Origin of the sequence: Streptomyces sp. UG1 (assembly GCF_049974585.1) — a bacterium.
In the GTDB taxonomy this organism is placed as follows: Bacteria; Actinomycetota; Actinomycetes; order Streptomycetales; family Streptomycetaceae; genus Streptomyces.
Map to the genome: position 1 here is coordinate 129,904 of NZ_JBNGGG010000015.1, position 20,502 is coordinate 150,405.

Here is a 20,502-nt window from a genome sequence, read left to right on the forward strand (position 1 = left end):
CTTCTTCCGGCCGACGCGCATCAGGGCCGGATGGGATCGATGATGTCGAACTGGTTGGGCAGGCCGAGGACGTAGTCGATGTCGTCCTTGGCCCAGAACGGCCGCATCTCGGGCGGTTCGTAGAGCTTCTTGATGGTGGCCTTCTCCGCCGAGGAGCCTGAGGCGGTCAGGATGCCGTTGGCCGCGGACCGTCCGGCCTCGTTGGCGCCTTCCATGGTGGCCAGGTTGATGTGGGAGCGGACATAGTCCGCGGCGAGGAAGAGGTTGGGGATCGCCGTTTTCGCCTCGGGCCGGTAGCTCCAGGACTTGGGTGTGTTGACGAGCAGAGGTTCGTCGTTGGCGACGTCGGGGGTGCCTTCGCCGGTGATCGCGGGGTCGACGAACCAGGAGTGGATGATCGAATCCGGCAGTACGCGGTCGGCGTCGGGCAGGGCAGCGCGGATCTGGGCGAGGACCTCATTGACGATCTGCTGACGGCTGCACTCTCGTGCGGTCTTGCCGTAGAGGATGCCGGGGGCGTCCCAGTTGGACACGTCCACGGACAGGCAGTCCACGGCGGTACCGTCGCCGTAGCGGGCGGCGAAGTCGGCTTTCCAGAACTGCGCCTGGCTGATCGAGGTCACCGCCCATGGCTGGCCGACATAGGCGACATGGCCCTTGGCGATCGGCACCGGCTTGGTGGTGTAGATCATGACGCCGTTCATCCAGTCCGTCTCGAGTGATCGCAGCTTCCGCAGCTGCGGATCGGCGATCAGGATCTGGGTGCCCAGCAGCGGGACGGCCCGCTCGACCGGGACGGCGAGCACATACCAGTCCGCCTGGATGGTGGCCGGCGACCCGGTCGGGCCAGTCGCACTGGCCTCGGTGATCGTGCCGCCGTTCAAGGTGAGGCCGGTGACGGTCCAGCCGACGTTGAAGGTCACGCCGAGACCCTTGAGGTACCTCACCCAGGGATCGATGAACACCTCATTGGTGGGCCCGTTGAGCAACTGGTCCGGGTTGGCGTAGCCGCCGCGCTGGAAGGTGGCGTTGAGCCAGCCCTCCGCCATCAGGCCCATGGTGCGGGCGTTGGCCTTCTCGGGCTTGGCAGCCACCAGGGTGGACGTGAACAGGTCCACAAGGATCTCCCGCCCGGCGGGCGACATCTTGTCCATGCCGACGAAGTCGGCGTACCCGGTGTTCTCCCACTGGCCCATGCGCCGCTTCGGTCCGCTCGCCAGGAAGGCGACCACCTTGCTGGCGAACAGTGCGATGTCCTGCGCCGGGACGTTCTGCAGGCCTTGGAGGATCGTTCTGAAGTAGTCCCGCAGGGCATGTGGCGTGAAGTTCTCCGGTGCGGTCGCCGAAGTCGGCAGGTAGTAGGGCTTGCCGTTCCAGCAGGCCAGGATCCGTTCACCGGCCACCAGGTTGTCGGCCGTGCCCCGGCTGTTGCCCGGGAAGGGAATCCGGCTCATCGTCTCCGGGATGTTCTGGTAGAAGCCCGGGAAGAACCGGAAACCGTGCTCGCCGGGCAGATCCGACCGCCCCCCGCCACCGGTTCCGCTGACCGGGATGCTGCGTGCCTTGCCGCCCAGTTCCTTGCGTTCGTAGACGGTGACCTCGAAGCCCCGTTCGGCCAGCTCATGGGCGGCGGTGAGACCTCCGATGCCGCCGCCGAGCACGGCCACTCTCCGACCGTCGGCCGCCCTCGTTGCGCTCTTGGCCCGGCTCGGTTCCGGGGCGGGCACGGCGCCGGCCACGCCCGTGGCCGCCACGCCCGCGGCCGTGGCCGCGATGCCGGTGACCACCGTCCGGCGGTTGATGGTGCCCCGCCTGTCGTCCCTGTCCCTGTCTTCGTCGTCCGCTCTCGAGTGAGTGTTCATCACGGCTCCCAACTTCCGACAGCAGTGTCGGTTATGGGGGCTCACTATGAGCACGGACATGCCAACGGTCAAGCCTTCATGCACAGTTGACGAATCGTCGGCACTGCCGGGACGGGGGAACACGCTGGTGGAACACGCCGTCGGGGCACTACGAAAAACGGCAGCCCTCGGCGGGCTGCCGTTCCGTCCTGCCGGACATGCGGGGGCGGGGAGAGGACTGCGCGGCACCTAGGCCCTCTCGTTTGGATCATCTCGGCGTCGCGGGGTCTGGCACGCGCATCTGCGGCGTTGTCGTCGGTTGCCGACGCTCCGCGTCGACGCCCTCCTCCGCCTTGCAGCTGCACGCACCAGACCCCGCTCGGCTCGGCTGAGAGGAACCGATCCTCACAGCCGAGCTGATCCAAACGACAGGGCCTAGTGGCCAGGCGGCGCGCCGAAACGCGCCATGCCGTTCCACAGCAGGCGTTCAGCGGTGGCCACCAGGGTGGTACGACGGGTCTGCGGATGCCGCAGCCACCAGCGGGCGAGTCCGTTGAGCCCGTTGATCAGCAGCTCCACCGTCAGCTCGGCCTCCACCGAAGCGGGATCCACGCCGACACGCTCCAGGTCCTCGCCCAGCATCGCGGTCACGGCCTTGACGCGGGTGTCCCAGTAGCCACGCCGGACCACCTCGATCTCCGCGTCGCCCTCGTCGGTGTGGTCGTAGAGCACGGCGCGCGCCGCCGGGTACTGCTCGGCGAAGGCGAAGAACGCCTCGATCGTGGCCCGCATCCGGTGGCGCGGCCCGCCGCTGCCCGAGATGCCGGCGCCCACCTGGGCGATCAGGGCCGCGTTCTGCTCCCCGAGCACGTTCAGATACAGCACCTGCTTGGAGGCGAAGTGGTCGTAGAGCACAGGTCGGGCCACCTCGGCCGCCTCGCTGATGTCCCCCATGGAGGCGGCGCTGTAGCCCTTGGCGGCGAACACCTCCACCGCCGCGGCCAGGATCTGGTCGCGGCGGGCGGGGCCCCGCATCCGCTTCTTCGGGCTGGCCGCCTTTTTGGGTCCAGTGGCCGCGATCTCCGTCACCGTGCTCCCCTGTCCTCGCTGTGGGTGCCAACTGGAGAAACTACCCGACTCAACCGACAGCGTTGTCGGAAAACCGGAATCGCTCGTGTACAGCTCGCATTACGAGGCCGGCCTCAAGTAGTTGAGGGCGAGGCGGCTCAGTTCATCCAGGAACTGCTCGCGCGGGATGGGCGGCCGGTCAAGCAGGTAGCGCACGGTGAGGTGCTCGACCATGCGCACCAGCATCCACACCGCCGCATCGAGCGGCACGTCCGGGCGCAGGCCCGCCCGGTGTGTCGTCAGATAGGCGAGGACCAGTTCCCCGATGCGGTGCTCGAAGGCGCGCAGGGTGCGGCCGTCATCGAGCCGAGGGCCGTGCTCTACCACGGCACGCAGAAACGCCGGTTCGACGTCGAGCCCGTCGAGCAGGGCGGCGAAGGTGGTCCGCACGACCACGGGGGCGGGTTTGTCGAACTGGCCGGACAACTGCGCGGTGACACGGGAGACGAGCGCGTCGCTGTAGCCCTCGAGGACGGCCGAGACGATGGCGTCCTTGTTGGGGAAGTACTGGTAAAGCGAGCCGGGGCTGATCCCGGCCGCCGCCGCGATCCGGTTGGTCGACGCGCCCTCGTATCCATACTCGGTGAGCGTCTGCCGGCCGGCGTGGAGGATGCGTTCCACCATCGCCCGGGAGCGTTCCTGGCGCGGCGTCTTGCGCGGCGAAATGCGAGCGGTCGCGGTGCGCGGCGAGCTGCGACGTGAGGGCGGCATGGCGTTCAGAACGCGAATTGAACGCGAGTACGAGCGGCTGTCAGCATCGGCTCATGGTCGCACACAAGCAACCGCCACATGATGCCCCCGTCGGTGAGAATGACGTGACGACGCCCCCGGTGCTCCCGGTTACGTATCCGAGGCGCTTCCGCGAGACCGAGAAGATCAACCGCCGCCTGGGCCGGCCACTGCGGCTGCTGCTGCGCCAAGGCGCCCCGGATCCGGTGTTGCTGGGCACCATCGGCGAGCGGCTGACGGCACGCGACGAGGTGGGGGCGGCGCTGGCGAGAGCCATGCGGATCACCGACATCTCGCATCCGGACCGGGTGACGATGAAGCAGTTCCGGGTCGCGCTCGCCGAGGGGATCGACGCGGTACACACCCCTCCGCGGCCGCTGCGGGACTTCTTCGCCGCGGTCGACCCGGTGCCGGACTGGGTGGACTTCGACCTGGTCAACGAGGGCGGCCGGGTGGCACGGCGGCTCGGCCGCAACTCCGCCGATGTGCTGATGCAGCTGGCGCTGATCAGCTCCTACCGGTTCGGTGGACCACCGGATCTGCTGGTCGAAACCGGCGGCCTGACCGGCGGCTCCGCGCTGCGCAGGCTCGCCGAGACCCAGCAGTGGGCCATCGCGATCGCCGGCCACGACGCGATGCGGCGCGACGGTGTGGGCTTTCGCCTCACGGTGCATGTCCGCCTCATGCACGCCCTGGTCAACCATCAGGTGGAAAGCAGCGGGCGCTGGGACACCGGCCAATGGGGGCTCCCGGTCAACCAGTCCGATCTGGCCGCCACCCTCGGCCTGTTCAACGCCGTCAACCTGCTCGGGGTCCGGCTGCTCGGCGTACGCGTCACCCGCGCCGAGTCGCGGGCGCTGATGCACCTGTGGAAGTACGTGGGCTGGCTGATGGGGGTGAACGAGGACTGGCTGTGCGACAGCGAGCGCCACCAGCACCGCCTCAACTACCACCAGTTGCTCACCCAGAGTTACGGGAGCCCCGCAGGTCCTCCCTTGGCCAACGCCATCGTGGAAGCCCAGGGTGCCCTGCACTTCGCCCGCTTCGCCCGGCTGCGCCGCGCCTATGCCCGGGCGCGGCTGCTGAGCATGCTGCGCTACTTCCTCGGCCGCCAAGGCATGCGCGACCTGCGCCTGCCCATGGCCCAGCCCTGGGCGGTACCGCCCCTGATCGCTGCCAACGTCCTGCGCTACCACGTCCTCGGCCGCACCGCGGCGGGCCGCGGCCATCTGCTGCGCCGCGGCGACCGGTTCAACCGACGGCACCTGCGTCAGTACTTCGGGGACCAGGCAGCGGGCGTGGGAGAACTTCACCCGTAGGGCATCGTGCAGTGGCCGGGCGCCTGTCACAGATGTCAGCCACTCCAAGAAGTTAGTCGTCATTCGCCATACCGAAGACGCATAGGACCAGTGTCGCGGCGCGCTCCACGGTGACCGACGCCCCGCCCGCGCGGGCCAAGTCGTTCACCACGTTGAACGCCGCGTGCACTCGGAAGCGCAACGCCGCCGACGGCTGGTCGGGGTCCAGTTCGGCCAGCAGGCCCACCCAGGTGTCCACATGCCGACGCTGCTCGACACGCAGCCTGTGGCGGTCGGCAGGGGGCAGATTTTCGCTCTCGGCGGCGTACACCTCGGGCAGTTCGGCGTGCGTGAAGGTGAGCCGCACATAGGTGCCGATGAGCCGGCGCATCGCCTCCGCGGGAGTGGCGGCGTCGAGCAGTGTCTCGGAAACGGCCAGTTCCAGGCGGCTGCTGGCCCGGTAGTAGGCGGCGGCAAGGAGATCTGCCTTGCTCGCGAAATGACGGTAGACACTGGAGGCGTTGATGCCGGCCGCCTCGCCGATGTCGGAGATGGACACCTCGTGGTAGCCGTGCTCGCGAAACAGTCGTACGGCCTCGGTGAGCAGCCGCTCGCGACGCGGCAGCAGCGCGCCCTGCTCGGGCCGGTAGCCGCGCGGAGCGGCAGGTCGGGGTGCGGGGAGGTCGGCGCGGAGCACGGCCGTGGCGCAGTCCAGGATGGTCCGCTCGGCCTGCGCCCTGGCCAGGGCCGCGCGATGGGTGGACGGGCTGGCGATCACGCTCAGTGCGGCCGTCACCAGCGTGGCGGCGTCGCGTTTGGGCAGCTCGGGCCGGGACGCGATCAGCAGGTCGCGCAGGGTGCGTACCGAGTCGTCGAACCGCTCGGCGAGCAACTCGCGCTGCTCCGGCGGGAGATGGCGCCCCTGCCACTGGTAGAGCCGGGCCACCGCGCGGCGGTCGAAGGCGAAGCGCACCAGTGAGGGCAGCACGGCGCGCAGCCGCTCGGCGGGGTCCTCGACCGCGTCGGCCGAGTGGACGCACTCGGCGAAGCTCGTGCCCAGCTCGTCGACCGAGGCCGCGAGCACAGCCTGCTTGGTGGCGAAGTGCCGGTAGATCGCGGGGCCGGTGATGCCCACCTCCTTCGCGATGTCCTCGATGCCGACGTTGTGGTAGCCGCGGGCGCAGAACAGCTCGGCCGCGGCGAGCGCGATCGTCGCCTTGCGGTTCTTGGGTCGTCGGCGCGGAGGGCTGGGCATGCGGCGAGTGTAGCCATCCTCCAAGGTGAGGGCACATCGGACCCACCCTCCCGTCGACCTGGCGAGATGCCGCGATAAGTAAGTCACCATTCGCATCTATTGACAGGCAGTGCAGGCCGGGTCTGTCATATGGGGCGTGCCCGGCGCTCGCCGAAGGGAGCGGCCCATGGTTACCGAATCAGACATCACCCGCGCGGTGGGAGCGTGGACCCTGCCACGCCTGCTGCGCCGCAACGCCACCGAGTTCGCCGACCTGCCGGCCCTCACCGGCCGGGCCGGGACGGACCACCTGACCTGGACGTGGCAGGAGTTGGGCGACGAGGTACTTGCCGCCGCACACGGGTTGCACACGGTCGGTCTCGGGCGCGGCGACCGCATGCTCATCGCCATGTCGAGCCGCCCCGAGCACTGGGCGATCGACTTCGCCGCGGTGCAACTCGGCGCGATCCCGTGCACCACGTACGCGACGCTCAGCCCGGACCAGATCCGCCAGGTCGCCGTGCACAGCGGCGCGACCGTGGTGGTCCTGGAGGGGGCCACGGAGATCGAGCGCTGGCGTCCGGCGCTGGCCTCGATGGAGTCTTTGCGTGCCGTGGTGCTGCTCGACCCGGCTGCCGAGTTCGCGGACCTCCCGTGTGTCGCGTACGCCGAACTGGTGGCCCAGGGCGGGGAATTGCACCGCCGCTTTCCCGAACGTGCCCAGGAGTGGGCCGACGCCATCGGGCAGGACGACCCCCTCGCAATGATCTACACCTCGGGCACCACCGGCGACCCGAAGGGCGTGGTGCTCTCGCACCGAGGCGCCCTCTATCAGTGCGCGGCCCAGGAGTTGATCAACGCCGGGCCGGACCATCCCCGGCTGATCGCCTACCTGCCGCTGGCGCATGTCGCCGAACGGGCGCTCGGCATGTATCTGCCGGTCTACACCGCGGCCCACGTGACGATCTGCCCCGACCCGGCGCAGTTGCTGCCCACACTGATCGCGGTACGCCCGGAGGGTTTCTTCGGTGTGCCCAGGGTTTGGGAGAAGTTCGCCGCCGCCCTCCAGGGGGTGCTTGCCGCCCTCGACGAGCCGCGCCGGGCGGCGGTGGACGCCGCCCGGGAGACGGCAGCTCAGGCGTACCGGATCCGCTCGGGCGGCGGTGCTCTGCCTCCTGATCTGGCTGCGGTCCTCGCCGAGGCCGACGCCAAGGTACTGCGTCCGCTCAGGGAGCAGCTCGGGCTCGCCGACGCGGTCAGGCTGGGCAGCGGTGCCGCTCCGATCCCGGCTGAAGTCCTGGAGTTCTTCGGCTCGTTGGGCCTGACCATCATGGAGGTGTGGGGCCTGTCGGAGACCACCGGCGCGGCCACCAGCACCTACCCGGACCGCTACCGGGCCGGCACGGTCGGCCTGCCGGTTCCCGGCATGGAGGTGCGCCTCGCCGCCGACGGCGAGATCGAGGTGCGCGGCCCCCTGGTGTTCCTCGGCTACCTGCAGCCGGACGGCCGGATCGAATCGGCCGTGGACGCGGAGGGCTGGCTGGCCACCGGCGATGTCGGCACCTTCGACTCCGACGGCATGCTGCGGATCACCGACCGCAAGAAGGAACTCATCATCACCGCGAGCGGCAAGAACATCGCGCCCAGCCGCGTGGAGTCCCTGCTGCGGGCGCACCCGTTGATCGGCTACGCCGCGGTGATCGGTGACCGCCACCCCTACCTCACCGCTCTGCTGGTGCTCGACGAGGAGGCCGCTCCCGCCTGGGCGAAGGCGCACGGCCTGAGCGTCACCGGCATCAAGGAGCTGGCCGCGGAGCCGCACCTGCTGAAGGAAGTGGCCACCGCGGTCGAGCGGGCCAACGCCGCGCTGTCCCGGCCCGAGCAGATCAAGGCCTTCCATGTGCTCGACCGGCCCTGGGGACCCCAGACCGGGGAGCTCACGCCCAAGCTCTCACTCAAGCGCCGCGTGATCGAGCAGCGGTACGCGGCCGAGATCGACGCGCTGTACGCACCTGCTGACAACCCTCTGTGAACACGCCCCGCTGACGCCCCGTGCACACCGGCCGCGCGCCGCCGGACCCGTTCCCGAACGCGGACGCCCGCCGCTGCCCTGACCGCGCCATGCCCGGACCGACCCGACAAGAGGTGTCGTGGTGACCGACGTACTGACTCTTGAGCAGCGGGGCTTCACCGCCGCGCTCACCGATTTCTGCCGCCGCGAGTTCGGCACCCGCGAACAGTGGGACAAACTCACCGCCGGCGGCAGCCACCAGCACAGCCCCGAGCTGTACCGGAAGATGGCCGAGCTCGGCTGGCCGGGCATCGCGGTGCCCGAGGAATACGGCGGCGGGGGCCAGGGCATGGCCGAGCTGGCGCTGTTCCTGGAGACCACCGCCTACTGGCAGGCCCCGATCGGCGGTTTCTCCACATCGGCGATCGCGGCCGCCTCGTACCAGAAGTTCGGCTCCGAAGAGCAGAAGCATCGGGTGCTCGGCGACTTCCTCAAGGGCAAGGTCCTCGCGATCTCGATGTCCGAGCCAGGCGCGGGGTCGGACGTGGCCGCGCTGACCTGCAAGGCCGAGCGGCGCGACGGCGGCTGGGTGATCAACGGCCAGAAGACCTGGTGCTCCAACGCGCATCTGGCCGAGCACATCCTGCTGGTCGCCCGTACCTCCGCCGCCGGCACCAAGCACGAGGGCCTGACCATGTTCTCGGTGCCGCCGGAGGCCGAGGGCCTGGACATCCATGCCATCGAGACCCTCGGCGGCCCCGACGTCAACGACCTCTACTTCACCGACTGCTTCCTGCCCGAGGACGCCGTGGTCGGCGAGGTCGGCCAGGGCTGGCGCCAGCTGATGGCCGGTCTGAACCTGGAGCGGATGATCCTGGCCGCGACCATGCTCGGCATCGCCCGGCGCGCCTTCGACGACACCTTGGCATACGTCAAGGAGCGCCACCAGTTCGGACGCCCCGTCGGCACCTTCCAGGCGCTGAGGCACCGGCTCGCCGATCACGCCACGGAGTTGGAGTGCACCCGCCTCCTCGTCCACGACGTGGCGCGCCGGATCGATGCCGAGCCCGAGCGGATGCTGCCGCGCGAGGCATCGATGGCCAAGCTCAAGGCCACCGAACTCGCCAAGGCCGTGGCCCTGGACGGCATGCAGATGATGGGCGGCTACGGCTACGCGCTGGAGTACGGCATGGAACGCATGCTCCGCTCGACAGTGGTGTCCACCGTCTACGGCGGCACCAGCGAGATCCAGCGCGACATCATCGGCAAGACCTTCGGGCTGTGACCACGATGAACCAAGCCAGGACCACTGTCACCGAAGAGCGCCGACTCCGCTCGGTCAACCCCGCCACCGGAGACCTCATCGCCGAACTGCCTCTGCACACCCCCGCCCAGGTGCACGACGCGGTGGACCAGGCCCGCCGGGCGGGGGCCCACTGGAGCACGCTGCCCTGGCGTGAGCGGCGCCGGGCCCTGCTGCGCTGGGCCGCGTACCTGGTCCGCGACGCCGACGCGCTGTGCGAACTGGTACACGCCGAGAACGGCAAACCGGCCGAGGACGCCTACTTGGAACTGGCGCTCGCGCTCGGACACATCCGCTGGTCCGCCCGGCACGCGGGGCAGGCCCTCGCCGCGCGCCGGGTGTCGCCCGGGGCGCTGATGGCCAACTTCCAGGCCCGCATCGAACGCCATCCGCTCGGCGTCGTCGCAGTGATCGGCCCGTGGAACTACCCGGTCAACACCCCGATCGGCTCGATCGCCTACGCGCTGGCCGCCGGAAACGCGGTGGTGTTCAAGCCGAGCGAACACACCCCGGCCATCGGGAAGTTCTGTGTCGACGCCTTCGCGGCGGCCAACCCGGACCTGCCCGAAGGGGTGTTCACCGCGGTCTTCGGCGAGGGCGATACGGGCGCCGCCCTGGTCGGCTCCGGGGTCGACCTGATCGCCTTCACCGGCTCGGCCGCGACCGGAAGGAAGGTCATGGCGGCCGCGGCCGAGCGGCTCACGCCGGTGCTGATGGAGCTCGGCGGCAAGGACCCGGTCATCGTCGCGGCCGACGCCGACGTGGACGCCGCCGCCGAAGCGGTCGCCTGGGGCGCGATGAGCAACGCCGGCCAGACCTGCATCGGGGTGGAACGGGTCTATGTGGAACGGCCCGTGGCGGAGCGGTTTTGCACCGCGCTCCGTGCTGGGCTGCGGGACATCCGCGCGGGCGACGCCTACGGCCCGATGACGGTAGCGGACCAGATCGACGTGGTACGCCGCCACCTCACCAGCGCCATCGAGGCCGGCGCCACCGCCCTGGTCGGGGGCGTGGACGCCTTGCGCCCGCCGTACATTGATCCGGTCGTCCTCGTCGACGTACCGGAGTCGCATCCGGCGGCGCAGGAGGAGACGTTCGGCCCGCTGGTCGTCCTGCGCACCGTGGACGACGTCGAGGAGGCCGTACGGCTGGCCAACGGCACCCGCTTCGGCCTGGGAGCCACGGTGTTCTCCCGCCGCCACGGCCGGGCGATCGCCCGGCGGCTGCGCTGCGGAACCGTCTCCGTCAACGCGATGCTGGCGTACGCGGCGATCCCCGCCCTGCCCATGGGCGGCGTCGGCGACTCGGGCTTCGGCCGCATTCACGGGCTTGAGGGACTGCTCGCGTTCACTCGCACCCAGTCCCTGGCACGCCAGCGGTTCCCGATTCCGGGGATGTCGCTGCCGACCTTCCGGCGCGGCCCTCGGACCATGCGGCTGCTCCGCGCCGCCCTCACCCGCATCCACGGCCGCGCGCGGTGACCACTTACCGTGCCCAGAAGGGAAGTTCCGCGTCCATGCTGACGACCCGTTTCACCGAGACCTTCGGGGTGGAGCACCCCCTTGTCCAAGGCGGCATGCAGTGGGTGGGGCGCGCGGAGCTCGTCGCCGCCGTCGCCAACGCGGGCGCCCTGGGATTCCTCACCGCGCTGACCCAACCCACGCCGGAAGCCCTGGTCAAGGAGATCGGGCGCTGCCGCGACCTGACCGACAAACCGTTCGGCGTGAACCTGACGATCCTGCCCGCCATCACCCCGCCACCGTACGAGGAGTACCGGCAGGCGATCATCGAGGCCGGCATCACGGTCGTCGAAACGGCAGGGTCCAACCCTGCCGATCACCTGCCCGCCTTCCACGCCGCCGGGATCAAAGTGGTGCACAAGTGCACCAGCGTCCGGCATGCCGTCAAGGCGCAGGACCTCGGCGTGGACGCGGTCAGCATCGACGGCTTCGAGTGCGCCGGGCACCCGGGCGAGGACGACGTTCCCGGCCTGGTGCTCATCCCGGCGGCCGCCGACCGGCTCACCGTGCCTATCCTCGCCTCCGGTGGCATCGCCGACGCCCGAGGTCTGGTGGCGGCCCTGGCACTCGGTGCCGACGGCATCAACATGGGCACCCGGTTCCTGTGCACCGCCGAGGCGCCGGTCCACGAGCGGGTGAAGCGGCAGATCGTCGCCAACACCGAACGTGACACCGAGCTGGTCTTCCGGCCCCTGCGCAACACCGCCCGGGTGGCGAGCAACTCAGTCAGCCGGCGCGTGGTGGAGATCCTCGACGCCGGTGGGCAGTTCGGCGACGTACGTGACCTGGTGGCCGGGGCCCGTGGCCGCAAGGTGTTCGAGGAGGGTGACCTCGAAGCCGGGATCTGGAGCTCGGGGACGGTGCAGGGCCTCATCCACGACATCCCCACCGTGGCCGACCTGGTCACCCGCATCGTCACCGAGGCGGCGGCACTGATCGAGGGCCGCCTCGGGGCCCTCGTCACCGCTGGACGCACACCGGGCCGCACCACCATGGCCGAGGGGACCGCGCGGTGAGCGGCGGGCCGTACCTCCTCGTCGACGACGCCGAAGGGGTGCTGCGGATCGTCTTCAACCGTCCGCAGCGGCTCAACGCCCTGAACGCCGCCGTACTACGGGCCGCGGCTGACACCGTCGAGAAGGCCGCCGCGGACACGGCAGTACGTGTCATCACGCTCACCGGCACCGGCCGGGCCTTCTGCACGGGCGCGGACCTGGCCGACGCGGGCGGTGACATCGCCCCAGCGGACGGACCTCAAGCGGGCGAGCCCGAAGCCCGCCGCCCTGGAGCACGCGATGCCGCCGAGAACGGCATCGACGCCGCGAACCGCCTCATCCGCGCCATCACCGACGCGCCGAAACCCGTGGTCGCGGTGGTCAACGGACCGGCGGCCGGGGTCGGTTGCTCGATCGCCACCGCCTGCGACCTGATCTGGGCCGCGGAGTCCGCCTACTTCCTGCTGGCGTTCGCGAACGTCGGACTCATGCCCGACGGCGGGGCCACCACCACCATCCCGGCCGCCATCGGCCGGGCCCGTGCGGCACGCATGGCCCTGCTCGCCGAACGCGTCCCCGCGCAGCGGGCGTTCGATTGGGGCCTGATCTCCGCCGTGGTCCCCGACGACCAACTGGCCGCTGAGGCAGACAAGGTCGTAGCGGCCCTCGCGACCGGCCCGACCGCGGCCTACGCCGAGACCAAGCGTGCGCTGCGCGCGAGCACCCTCGCCGGTCTCGACCACGCCCTGTCACAGGAACGAGCTGGACAACTACGCCTGTTCCAAGGCGCCGACTTCGCCGAAGGCGTCCGCGCCTTCCACGAGCACCGCGCACCACGCTTCACCGGCGCGTGAGGCGCCCGAAGACCGAACGTCGAAGAGTCACCCCTGCAGGAAGGGCACCATGCGCCGATACCACTGGCTGGACCGCATCGCCGACCTGGACCCGGTCGCCGACGCGACGGAGATCTACCGCATATCCTCGGGCCACGAGTTCCCGTGGGACTACCTGCGAGCCCTCGAATTCGCGTTGTTGCGCACCTTCTGCGTGCCCAGCATCTCCGAACTGCTCGCCAGGACAGGGGAATTCGAGCATCGGCCGCAGAAGCGGTACGACGACACCGCCCTGCTGATGGCCGAGATCGCCGAGCACGGTTACGACTCCACACGCGGTAAGGAAGCACTCCGCGTAATCAACCGGCAGCACCGCAAGTACACGATCAGCAACGACGACATGCTGTACACCCTGTCCACGTTCGTCTACGAACCCATCGACTGGATCACCGAGTTCGGCTGGCGCCCCCTCCACCCCCATGAGCGGCACGCCGCGTTCCACCACTACTCCGAAGTCGGCCACCGTATGGGCATCCGTGACATCCCGGCCGGCTACGCCTCGTTCCGCGACTTCAAACAGCGTTTCGAGCGTGAGCGGTTCGCCCACAGCCCCGCCAACCAGGCGATCGGCCGGTACACCATGGACCTCTTCCGTTCCTGGTATCCGCGGCCGCTGCGGCCCCTGGTCGAGACGGCGGCGCGCAGCCAGCTCGATCCGCCCATGCTGGGCGCCCTGGGTCTCCCCCCGGCACCGGCCTGGGCCGGGCGGACGGTGCGGGCCGCCCTGCGCGGCCGGGCAGCGGTGGTGCGCCTGCTGCCGCCGCGCCGCCGTGCCTCCCTCACCAGCTCCGTCGGCGCCCGCTGCTATCCCGGATACCCCGCGGGCTTCTGCCCCGCCGATCTCGGCGCCGACCAGTCAAAGGCAGACATCGGCCGGTGAGGCGCGCATCCGGCAACGCCATGGCCCTGAGGCCGAGCCGTCACCGACTGCTTCGAAGGAGACCACCGGTGTCCAGTGACCGTCCGATCCAGACCGCCGGTCCCGGACCGGAACCCGGGTCCACGCCCGGGAAGGCACCACCGACGCCGGCCCACGACCGGCTCGGCACAGGGGAGCCCCTCCTGCTCCTGCACGGTATCGGCTGCACGCGGGGCGTCTGGTCCCCGGTCTCGACCCTGCTCGCCACCCACCACGACGTCGTCGCCGTCGACCTGCCCGGCTTCGGCGAGTCACCCGCGGGCGCTCACGCCGACGGCACGTGGCGGGCAATTCGATGGGCGGCGCGGTGGCACCCGAACTCGGACGCCGGGGCGTCGCCCGGTCCGTGGTCGCCTTCGCACCCATCGGGTTCTGGCGTCGCCCCGGACTCCTCTGGACGCGTACCGTCATACGCACCATGCGGGCCCTGGCGCGTCCGCTGCGCCCCGTCCTTCCGGCCCTTGTACGGTCCCGCACCGCCCGCGGACTGCTGTGCGGCGCCGTCTACGGGAAGCCACGTGGCCTCGACCCGAGCCGCGCGCTCGCCGACGCCGAGGCTCTGTTGCGTGCCGAGGGCGTGGACCCGGCACTCGCCGGCTTGGATCGCCGGTACCCGGGAACACCGGGGCAGCTCCCCACCATCCCCGTGACGATCGCCTGGGGCCGGCGCGACGTGCTGCTCACCCACGCCACCCAGTCCCGTCGGGCCCGCCGACTCGCCCCCTGGGCACGCCACGTCACTCTGCCGGGCTGCGGCCATGTGCCCTTCCCGGACGATCCGGCGGCCCGCCTGGCCGTCGTACTCGACACCACGCGGGCCGCACTGCCGCCCACTACCGCGGCCGGAGGTTCCCGGTGACGGCTTCCCTCGCCCCCTCCGCGCCAGAACGTTCAGCCCCACTCACTGACAGGAGGCACCATGTTCCGCTCGAAGCAATACCGCGACCCACACGCCACCGACACCGGCGCAGCCGCCGACACCACCCGCGGAAAGAGAGCTCCGCTGCTGCCCGGCGAAGGGGGAACGCGGTGGAGGCGGGCAAGCCTGCTGATGGTGCCGTCCATGCTCGCGATCGCGACGATGACGGTCGCCATGGCGCAAGGAGCCCTGGCCGCGAGCGTCGGCGTCTCGGGAAAGCAGTTCACGGTCACCGCCGACCAGGTCGAAGGCCATCAGATGACCGGCTTCCCCTCCTCCGTCAGATCGGCCGACGGCAAGGAGCTGGAGACCATCCGGCTCGGCTTCGGCTCGGCCTCTCTGCGCAGTCTGTGCCTGACGCAAGGGCTACGCCTCCCGCTCATCGGCGACGTGACACTGAGCCTCAAGTCGGGCGGCAACAGCCCCGCAACCGTCGAGAACTTCACTGCCGACGCCACCGACGTGCTCGGGGCCAAGGGGAGTCTGTCCCAGGTTGAAGTCGGTGTGGACGCCTCACAGCTGAACCGAGCCGGAGAGGGCGGACGAGGGCCGAAGGGACGCTTCGGACTGCAGGCGTCAGGGATGTCCCTCCAGGACTTCAGCACCACCGCGCACAACCTCACCAGCGGCAGCTTCAAGCTCTCCGGTCTCGATCTGCATATCAAGCGAGGGTCAGCGGCATGCGGCTGACACAGGTGCGGGCGGACTTCCGTCACTGGCGGCGCACCCGGCCCTTCTGGGCGGGGCTTTGGGTAATGGCGGGCGGCTGCTTCATCGTCGCCCCGCCGATCGCCCCCGTGGAAATCATGCTCACCGCCGGCCCGGCGGGGACGACGGCCCTCGGGGTGGGGGTGGTCCTGTTCGCCGCAGGGGTGGTCTTCTGGACCCGCCCGCAGCAACGGGTGTTCACCGCGGTGGTGTCCGCCGCCTTCTCCGTCGTCTCCTTCGCCACTACGAACTTCGGCGGCCTCGGCATCGGCATGCTCCTCGGTGTCCTGGGATCGAGTATGGCCTTCGGCTGGCGCGCCACACCGGCGGCCGAAGGCCCCGGCTCCGGCCATCCGCGGGAGGGCGGGCGGGGCACCGAACACCCCGGCCAGCCGGCAGCCGAAGACCCCACAGCTGACGTGTCGGAAGACGGGCAACGGACGGACGCGGACGGCGACTCGCATCCGGTCCCGGCCGCCCCCCGCGCGGACGACACCGCACGAAGCGACGCCACCGCCAACCGCGTTGCGGCCCCGATCCTCCGGAAGCCGGGGTTGCGACGCCGAGTCGGGTCCCGGCGCACTCCCCGCCGACTCCTTCGTGGAGGCGTACTCGCCTGCGCCGCCCTCCAGTTGAGCCTCATGACCGCCGGCCCGGCCCACGCGCAGTCCTGCCTCCCGGACGGGGTGCCCTGGCTCCTGCCATGGCCACCCGCCCCGCCCCCATGCTCCGACCCGTCCCCGGAGCCGAGTCCCTCCGACGAGCCGGCCCCGGCACCCTCGACCACCCCAGGAAGCGGCCCCTCAGGAGCGGCCCCCGCCCCGTCCTCCCCCTCCGGTGTGGAACCTCTCCCCAGCAAGCCCGCCGGCGTCCACCAGACGGCGGTGCCACCGGCACCGGAAGAGGACACGGACCTGCCTCTCCCCGCCCGGATCCCCCCGGACATCAGCGCCGCGAAGCTCGACGCCCACGCGCTCGAGATCAAGGGCAGCCGGACTCTGCCCACCACTGACGGCGCGGTCAAGGTTCTCGTCATGCACGCGGCATCCGTGTCTCTCCGGGACTACCGACTCGACACGGCGCAGCCGGGCCCCGGGCTCGGGGTCGGCTTCGACATCACCATCCACGACGTGGACCTGTACCTGTCCTCCCTCAGCGGCACGCTGCGGGTGGCCGGTGTGCCGATCCGGCTCGCGCTCTCAGCCGATCTCCTGCCGGACTTCCTGCCCCTCAACGTGCCTCTGCCGCAACTCACACTCGAGTCGGTCAAGGCGCAGCAGACACTCATCGTCAGTCCCCGGGCCGAGTACTCGGGATTGCGGATCACGACTCGGTCCGGAGGCTGACAGCGAAGGCGACCCCACTTCCCTGAGCTTGTTGTTCGACTGGCCGAGAGGGTTTGGGCACACCTGCGGGACGGGTGGTTTTCGCGCGGAGCTGCCGCACCCCTCGGCGGCCCCGTGCGGGGGTGAGCCGGCGGGCTGCTCAGCAGGTCTTTCCCAGAGGTGCCGGAGGTCCTGGAGGTCCTCGGCAAGCGGTCGAACGAGGCGGAGTCGGGTGTGGGCGGCGGTGATCAGCCAGATCCACAGGTGGGCGGTCATCTGATCCGGGTTGCGGTACCCGCTGGAGTGGATCTGCACGGGGACGGCGCCGTCCGGGACGATGGGCGGGATCACGGGCCGCTGGAACGGTCCGGTCGCGGCGACGACGAAGCGCGCGTCGATGGCGCCCTCCGACGTCTCGACCCGGAAGCCGGGCCGACCGGCGTGCCTGCGCACCGAAGTCACCTCGACCCCGCATCGGATCGGGGCGCCGATCTTCTCGGCGTACGCGGCGAAGTAGTCCGCGACCTGCTCCTTCGAGGCGAAGGTGTCGGGGGCGACGTCGGAGAACTCCAGCCCCGGGAAACGGTCGTGCCACGCGGGCCCGTTCGCGACCAGGGAATCCCACCGCTCCGAGCGCCACCGCTCGGCTATGCGGTGCCGCTCCAGGACCACGTGCGGTATCCCGGCGGCTCCCCGGTGCTCGCTCATCGCCACGCCTGCCTGGCCCGCCCCGACGACGACTACCTCAGTCTCTTCACTCGGCATTTCCTCGGACCTGCCCTCAGTTCTGTCCAACAGATGTTTCCGTTGCGGGCAATCTGATTTTCAGATTTGAACGGGTGTGTCGATGTCGTCGTGCGGGGCGGCATGGTGCACGGCTCCCGCGAGGTCATCGCTCCATGGAGTACACGGCCAAGGACGGCTCACCGAGAGCGTCGGCGAATGCACGCTCCCGCTGACCGGGCAGGCATGCGTCAACGGGGTCATCACTGACCTCAACGTCCTGGACATCACTCCGGACGGCCTCAACCAGCGCCCCTGCGACGCCGACAACGCGACGGCCGGCGGCTGGCCGGCTCGAATCGGAGCAGGCCCACCGCCTCGTGCGCGGCTTCGGGGCCATGCTCGCCGGCCGCGACGCCGCCCGGCTGGAGGCCTGACTGCACGATGTCCAGGAGTGCGAACTCCCCACGTGCCGCGGCATCCCCAAAGCCTTCCACGGCGGCTCGTGGCGATCCGCGGCGGCATCGAGACCCTGGTCGCGCACTCACGACGCACGCCCGCCAAGCCCTGGCCCGATCCCAGACGTTGATCTCGGCCACGAAAATCTTGCCCGAGCCGAACATCTGCCCAGGCTCAGGACCGAAGGTAGACCGACTTCCATTCGAGGTACGCGCTCAGGCCCTCGGGGCCGAGTTCGCGGCCGAGTCCGCTGGCTCCGCGGCCGCCGAAGGGAGAGTGGAAGTCGAGGCCGTAGGCGTTGACGCCGATGGTGCCAGTGCGCGCCTGGCGGGCGACGGCCAGGCCGCGCTCCTCGTCGGTGGTCCACACTGTGCCGCCGAGACCGAATTCGGTGTCGTTGGCCAGGGCGATCGCCTCCTCGTCCGAGCCGTAGGCAGTGACGGCCAGGACAGGGCCGAAGATCTCCTCGCGGGCGATGGTCATGTCCGGCGTCACGTCACCGAAGACCGTGGGCTCGACATACCAGCCCCGCTCCGGACGGCGGCCGGTGCGCCCGGGGCCCGTGGCCCGCCGGGCGCCCTCGGCGTCCGCGGAGGCGATGTATGCCTCGACCCGCTCCCGTTGGCGCTGGGAGACCATGGGGCCGACGGCCGTATGCGGATCGAGCGGGTCGCCGACCGTGAAGCCGTCGGCCAGCGCGGAGACGGCTTCCAGGACCTCTTCGTAGCGCGTGGCGGGGGCCAGGATACGGGTGCTCAGGTAGCAGGTCTGACCGTTGTTGGCGAAGGACGCGCCGGCTAGGCCGGAGAGGGTGGCGTCCAGGTCGGCGTCGTCCAGCACGATGGCCGCGGACTTGCCACCGAGCTCCAGGGTGACCGGGCGCAGCAGCCGGCCGCAGACCTCGGCGATCCGGCGGCCCGCGGGGGTGGAGCCGGTGAAGGCGATCTTGTCGATTCCGGGGTGTGCGACCAGGGCCTCGCCCGCTTCGAGGCCGCCGGGCAGGATGTTCAGCACCCCGGGCGGCAGGCCCGCCTCGGTGGCGGCCTCCGCGAGGACGTAGGCGTCCAGCGAGGTTTCCAGGGCGGGCTTGAGGACGACGGTGCAGCCGGCCGCAAGCGCGGGTGCGATCTTCATCATGGCCAGCGCCTGCGGATAGTTCCACGGCACGATCGCCCCTACGACGCCCACCGGCTCCCGCCGCACCAGGGTGGTACCTCCGGTGAAGGCGGGGCGCCGTTCCTCCCACTCCAAGGTCCGCGCGAGCCCGGCGTAGTAGCGCAGGATCGCCGCGGGGCTGTGGGCGTTGAATATCGGTGACATGGCGATGGGCATGCCGTTCTGGCGGGTGACCAGGCGGGCCAGCTCCTCGGCGCGCGCTTGGATCGCGGCGGCGAACCGCTCCATCGTGTGGGCGCGTTCGACGGGAGTGGCAGCGGCCCACGGGGATCCCGGCCCTTCGAAAGCGCGCCGGGCGGCGGCCACCGCGCGGTCGACGTCTTTGGCGCCGGCGACGGGGACGCGGCCCATGGGCTCCTCGGTCGCGGGTGAGACGACGGTGTACGTCTCCTCGCTCAGCGTCGACTGCCAGTCGCCGTCGATGAACAGGGCGGTGCGCTCGATGTACGGGTCTGTGTCCGTGTGCGTGGTCACTGCGGCTCCGGTCTGGGGTGTCGTACGGGCGGGGCAGGTGTCGTACGGGTGGCGGCGCCGGGCGTTACCGGGGGGCCATCCGGATCGCGCCGTCGAGGCGGATGACCTCGCCGTTGAGCATGAGGTTTTCGGCAATGTGCTGGACGAGGGCGGCGTACTCGGCAGGCCGGCCCAGACGCGACGGGTGGGGGACCTGCGCGCCGAGCGAGGCCTTGGCCTCCTCGGGCAGCGACGCCAGCATCGGTGTTTCGAAGAGGCCGGGAGCGATGGTCATGACGCGGATCTTGAAGGAGGCGAGATCACGGGCGATCGGCAGGGTGAGGCCAACCACCCCGCCCTTGGAGGCCGAGTACGCAGCCTGCCCGATCTGCCCGTCGTACGCGGCCACCGACGCGGTGTTGACGATCACGCCGCGCTCCTCGCCGTCCGGGCCCTGGGGGTCCTGGGCGGCCATCTGCTCGGCGGCCAGGCGGATCACGTTGAACGTGCCGATCAGATTGACCTGGATGATCCGGTCGAAGCCGGCCAGTGGCAGCGGCCCGTTCTTGCCCAGGACGCGGCCCGCGGTGCCGATGCCCGCGCAGTTCACGGCGATGCGCAGCTCACCGAGTCCGGCAGCCGTGTCCACGGCGGCGGCGACGTCCGCCTCGCTGGTGACGTCGGTGGGGGCGAAGACGGCCTGGCCGGGGAGGCCGGCGGCGATCGTCTAGCCGTCGGAGGAGGGCAGGTCGGCCAGGACCACCGTCGCCCCGGCGTCCAGCAGCCGCCGGGCGGTGGCTAGACCCAGGCCCGACGCTCCGCCGGTGATGAGTGCGACGCTTCCTTCGATGTTCACTGCGTTCGTCTC

General features: G+C 70.6%; 15 protein-coding genes and 4 pseudogenes. 12 read left to right on the plus strand and 7 right to left on the minus strand.

The features are described 5' to 3' along the window. Window positions 1-20: 20 nt before the first annotated feature. From ACP4J3_RS18750 to ACP4J3_RS18760, 3 genes are all read right to left on the minus strand, one after another. Window positions 21-1,862 carry a hydroxysqualene dehydroxylase gene (locus ACP4J3_RS18750; RefSeq protein WP_426535761.1) on the minus strand — a complete coding sequence of 614 codons (1,842 nt, stop codon included), beginning with the start codon at window positions 1,860-1,862 and terminating at the stop codon, window positions 21-23. 414 nt (window positions 1,863-2,276) lie between these two features. Beyond that, on the minus strand, window positions 2,277-2,930 hold the full coding sequence (locus tag ACP4J3_RS18755) for a TetR/AcrR family transcriptional regulator (RefSeq protein ID WP_426535763.1): 654 nt from the start codon (window positions 2,928-2,930) through the stop codon (window positions 2,277-2,279). A 99-nt stretch (window positions 2,931-3,029) separates the two neighbouring features. Further along, entirely contained in the window at window positions 3,030-3,593 is a 564-nt protein-coding gene (locus ACP4J3_RS18760) for a TetR/AcrR family transcriptional regulator (RefSeq protein WP_426535765.1), read from the minus strand. Window positions 3,594-3,784: 191 nt separating this feature from the next. Between ACP4J3_RS18760 and ACP4J3_RS18765 the strand changes: the two genes are divergently transcribed. Continuing rightward, the gene (locus ACP4J3_RS18765; protein WP_426535767.1) at window positions 3,785-5,017 is read left to right on the plus strand and encodes an oxygenase MpaB family protein; all 1,233 of its coding nucleotides are present in this window, start codon (window positions 3,785-3,787) and stop codon (window positions 5,015-5,017) included. 52 nt (window positions 5,018-5,069) lie between these two features. On the opposite strand, the gene ACP4J3_RS18770 is transcribed toward ACP4J3_RS18765, so the two are convergent. Then, a complete protein-coding gene (locus ACP4J3_RS18770) occupies window positions 5,070-6,251 on the minus strand; it encodes a TetR/AcrR family transcriptional regulator (RefSeq protein WP_426535769.1) in 1,182 nt (393 codons plus the stop codon). Window positions 6,252-6,417: 166 nt separating this feature from the next. On the opposite strand from ACP4J3_RS18770, the gene ACP4J3_RS18775 reads away from it, so the two are divergent. The 10 genes and pseudogenes from ACP4J3_RS18775 (at window position 6,418) to ACP4J3_RS18820 (ending at window position 16,844) form a co-directional block, all read left to right on the plus strand. Beyond that, window positions 6,418-8,262, plus strand: coding sequence for an AMP-dependent synthetase/ligase (locus ACP4J3_RS18775; RefSeq protein ID WP_426535771.1), 1,845 nt, complete (start codon window positions 6,418-6,420; stop codon window positions 8,260-8,262). Window positions 8,263-8,380: 118 nt separating this feature from the next. Further along, entirely contained in the window at window positions 8,381-9,526 is a 1,146-nt protein-coding gene (locus ACP4J3_RS18780) for an acyl-CoA dehydrogenase family protein (protein ID WP_426535773.1), read from the plus strand. 5 nt (window positions 9,527-9,531) lie between these two features. Then, complete coding sequence (locus ACP4J3_RS18785; RefSeq protein ID WP_426535877.1) at window positions 9,532-11,025, plus strand: aldehyde dehydrogenase family protein; 1,494 nt, start codon at window positions 9,532-9,534, stop codon at window positions 11,023-11,025. Window positions 11,026-11,060: 35 nt separating this feature from the next. Continuing rightward, entirely contained in the window at window positions 11,061-12,080 is a 1,020-nt protein-coding gene (locus ACP4J3_RS18790; RefSeq protein ID WP_426535775.1) for an NAD(P)H-dependent flavin oxidoreductase, read from the plus strand. Further along, a complete protein-coding gene (locus tag ACP4J3_RS18795) occupies window positions 12,077-12,913 on the plus strand; it encodes an enoyl-CoA hydratase (protein WP_426535777.1) in 837 nt (278 codons plus the stop codon). Before ACP4J3_RS18790 ends, ACP4J3_RS18795 begins: the two co-directional genes overlap by 4 nt. 49 nt (window positions 12,914-12,962) lie before the next feature. Further along, on the plus strand, window positions 12,963-13,832 hold the full coding sequence (locus ACP4J3_RS18800) for an oxygenase MpaB family protein (protein ID WP_426535779.1): 870 nt from the start codon (window positions 12,963-12,965) through the stop codon (window positions 13,830-13,832). Between the two features lie 20 nt (window positions 13,833-13,852). Continuing rightward, window positions 13,853-14,083: pseudogene (locus ACP4J3_RS18805) on the plus strand (hypothetical protein); the annotation flags it as partial. Window positions 14,084-14,151: 68 nt separating this feature from the next. Further along, the gene (locus ACP4J3_RS18810) at window positions 14,152-14,730 is read left to right on the plus strand and encodes an alpha/beta hydrolase (RefSeq protein ID WP_426535781.1); all 579 of its coding nucleotides are present in this window, start codon (window positions 14,152-14,154) and stop codon (window positions 14,728-14,730) included. Window positions 14,731-14,790: 60 nt separating this feature from the next. Next, window positions 14,791-15,480, plus strand: a complete 690-nt coding sequence (locus ACP4J3_RS18815) for a DUF6230 family protein (protein WP_426535783.1) — start codon at window positions 14,791-14,793, stop codon at window positions 15,478-15,480. After that, window positions 15,471-16,844 (plus strand): DUF6114 domain-containing protein, encoded by a 1,374-nt coding sequence (locus tag ACP4J3_RS18820; protein WP_426535785.1) that lies wholly within the window; start codon window positions 15,471-15,473, stop codon window positions 16,842-16,844. The genes ACP4J3_RS18815 and ACP4J3_RS18820 overlap by 10 nt, the downstream gene beginning before the upstream one ends. 312 nt (window positions 16,845-17,156) lie before the next feature. Here ACP4J3_RS18820 and ACP4J3_RS18825 read toward each other — a convergent pair. Continuing rightward, a pseudogene (locus ACP4J3_RS18825) lies at window positions 17,157-17,588 on the minus strand (FAD-dependent oxidoreductase); the annotation flags it as partial. A 102-nt stretch (window positions 17,589-17,690) separates the two neighbouring features. Between ACP4J3_RS18825 and ACP4J3_RS18830 the strand changes: the two are divergent. Further along, a pseudogene (locus ACP4J3_RS18830) lies at window positions 17,691-17,850 on the plus strand (succinyl-CoA--3-ketoacid-CoA transferase); the annotation flags it as partial. Between the two features lie 329 nt (window positions 17,851-18,179). Here the strand turns inward: ACP4J3_RS18830 and ACP4J3_RS18835 are convergent. Together ACP4J3_RS18835 and ACP4J3_RS18840 are read right to left on the minus strand one after the other, a co-directional pair. Then, window positions 18,180-19,655, minus strand: coding sequence for an aldehyde dehydrogenase (locus ACP4J3_RS18835; RefSeq protein WP_426535787.1), 1,476 nt, complete (start codon window positions 19,653-19,655; stop codon window positions 18,180-18,182). Between the two features lie 64 nt (window positions 19,656-19,719). Continuing rightward, window positions 19,720-20,490, minus strand: a pseudogene (locus ACP4J3_RS18840) (3-hydroxyacyl-CoA dehydrogenase). Between the last annotated feature and the right edge of the window lie 12 nt (window positions 20,491-20,502).

Excerpts from the sequence above, each read along its gene's own strand:
- ACP4J3_RS18800 (WP_426535779.1), top strand. The coding sequence starts at position 12,963 with ATGCGCCGATACCACTGGCTGGACCGCATCGCCGACCTGGACCCGGTC.
- ACP4J3_RS18785 (WP_426535877.1), top strand. The coding sequence starts at position 9,532 with ATGAACCAAGCCAGGACCACTGTCACCGAAGAGCGCCGACTCCGCTCG.
- ACP4J3_RS18750 (WP_426535761.1), bottom strand. The coding sequence starts at position 1,862 with ATGAACACTCACTCGAGAGCGGACGACGAAGACAGGGACAGGGACGAC.
- ACP4J3_RS18760 (WP_426535765.1), bottom strand. The coding sequence starts at position 3,593 with ATGGTGGAACGCATCCTCCACGCCGGCCGGCAGACGCTCACCGAGTAT.
- ACP4J3_RS18775 (WP_426535771.1), top strand. The coding sequence starts at position 6,418 with ATGGTTACCGAATCAGACATCACCCGCGCGGTGGGAGCGTGGACCCTG.
- ACP4J3_RS18770 (WP_426535769.1), bottom strand. The coding sequence starts at position 6,251 with ATGCCCAGCCCTCCGCGCCGACGACCCAAGAACCGCAAGGCGACGATC.
- ACP4J3_RS18790 (WP_426535775.1), top strand. The coding sequence starts at position 11,061 with ATGCTGACGACCCGTTTCACCGAGACCTTCGGGGTGGAGCACCCCCTT.
- ACP4J3_RS18815 (WP_426535783.1), top strand. The coding sequence starts at position 14,791 with ATGTTCCGCTCGAAGCAATACCGCGACCCACACGCCACCGACACCGGC.
- ACP4J3_RS18820 (WP_426535785.1), top strand. The coding sequence starts at position 15,471 with ATGCGGCTGACACAGGTGCGGGCGGACTTCCGTCACTGGCGGCGCACC.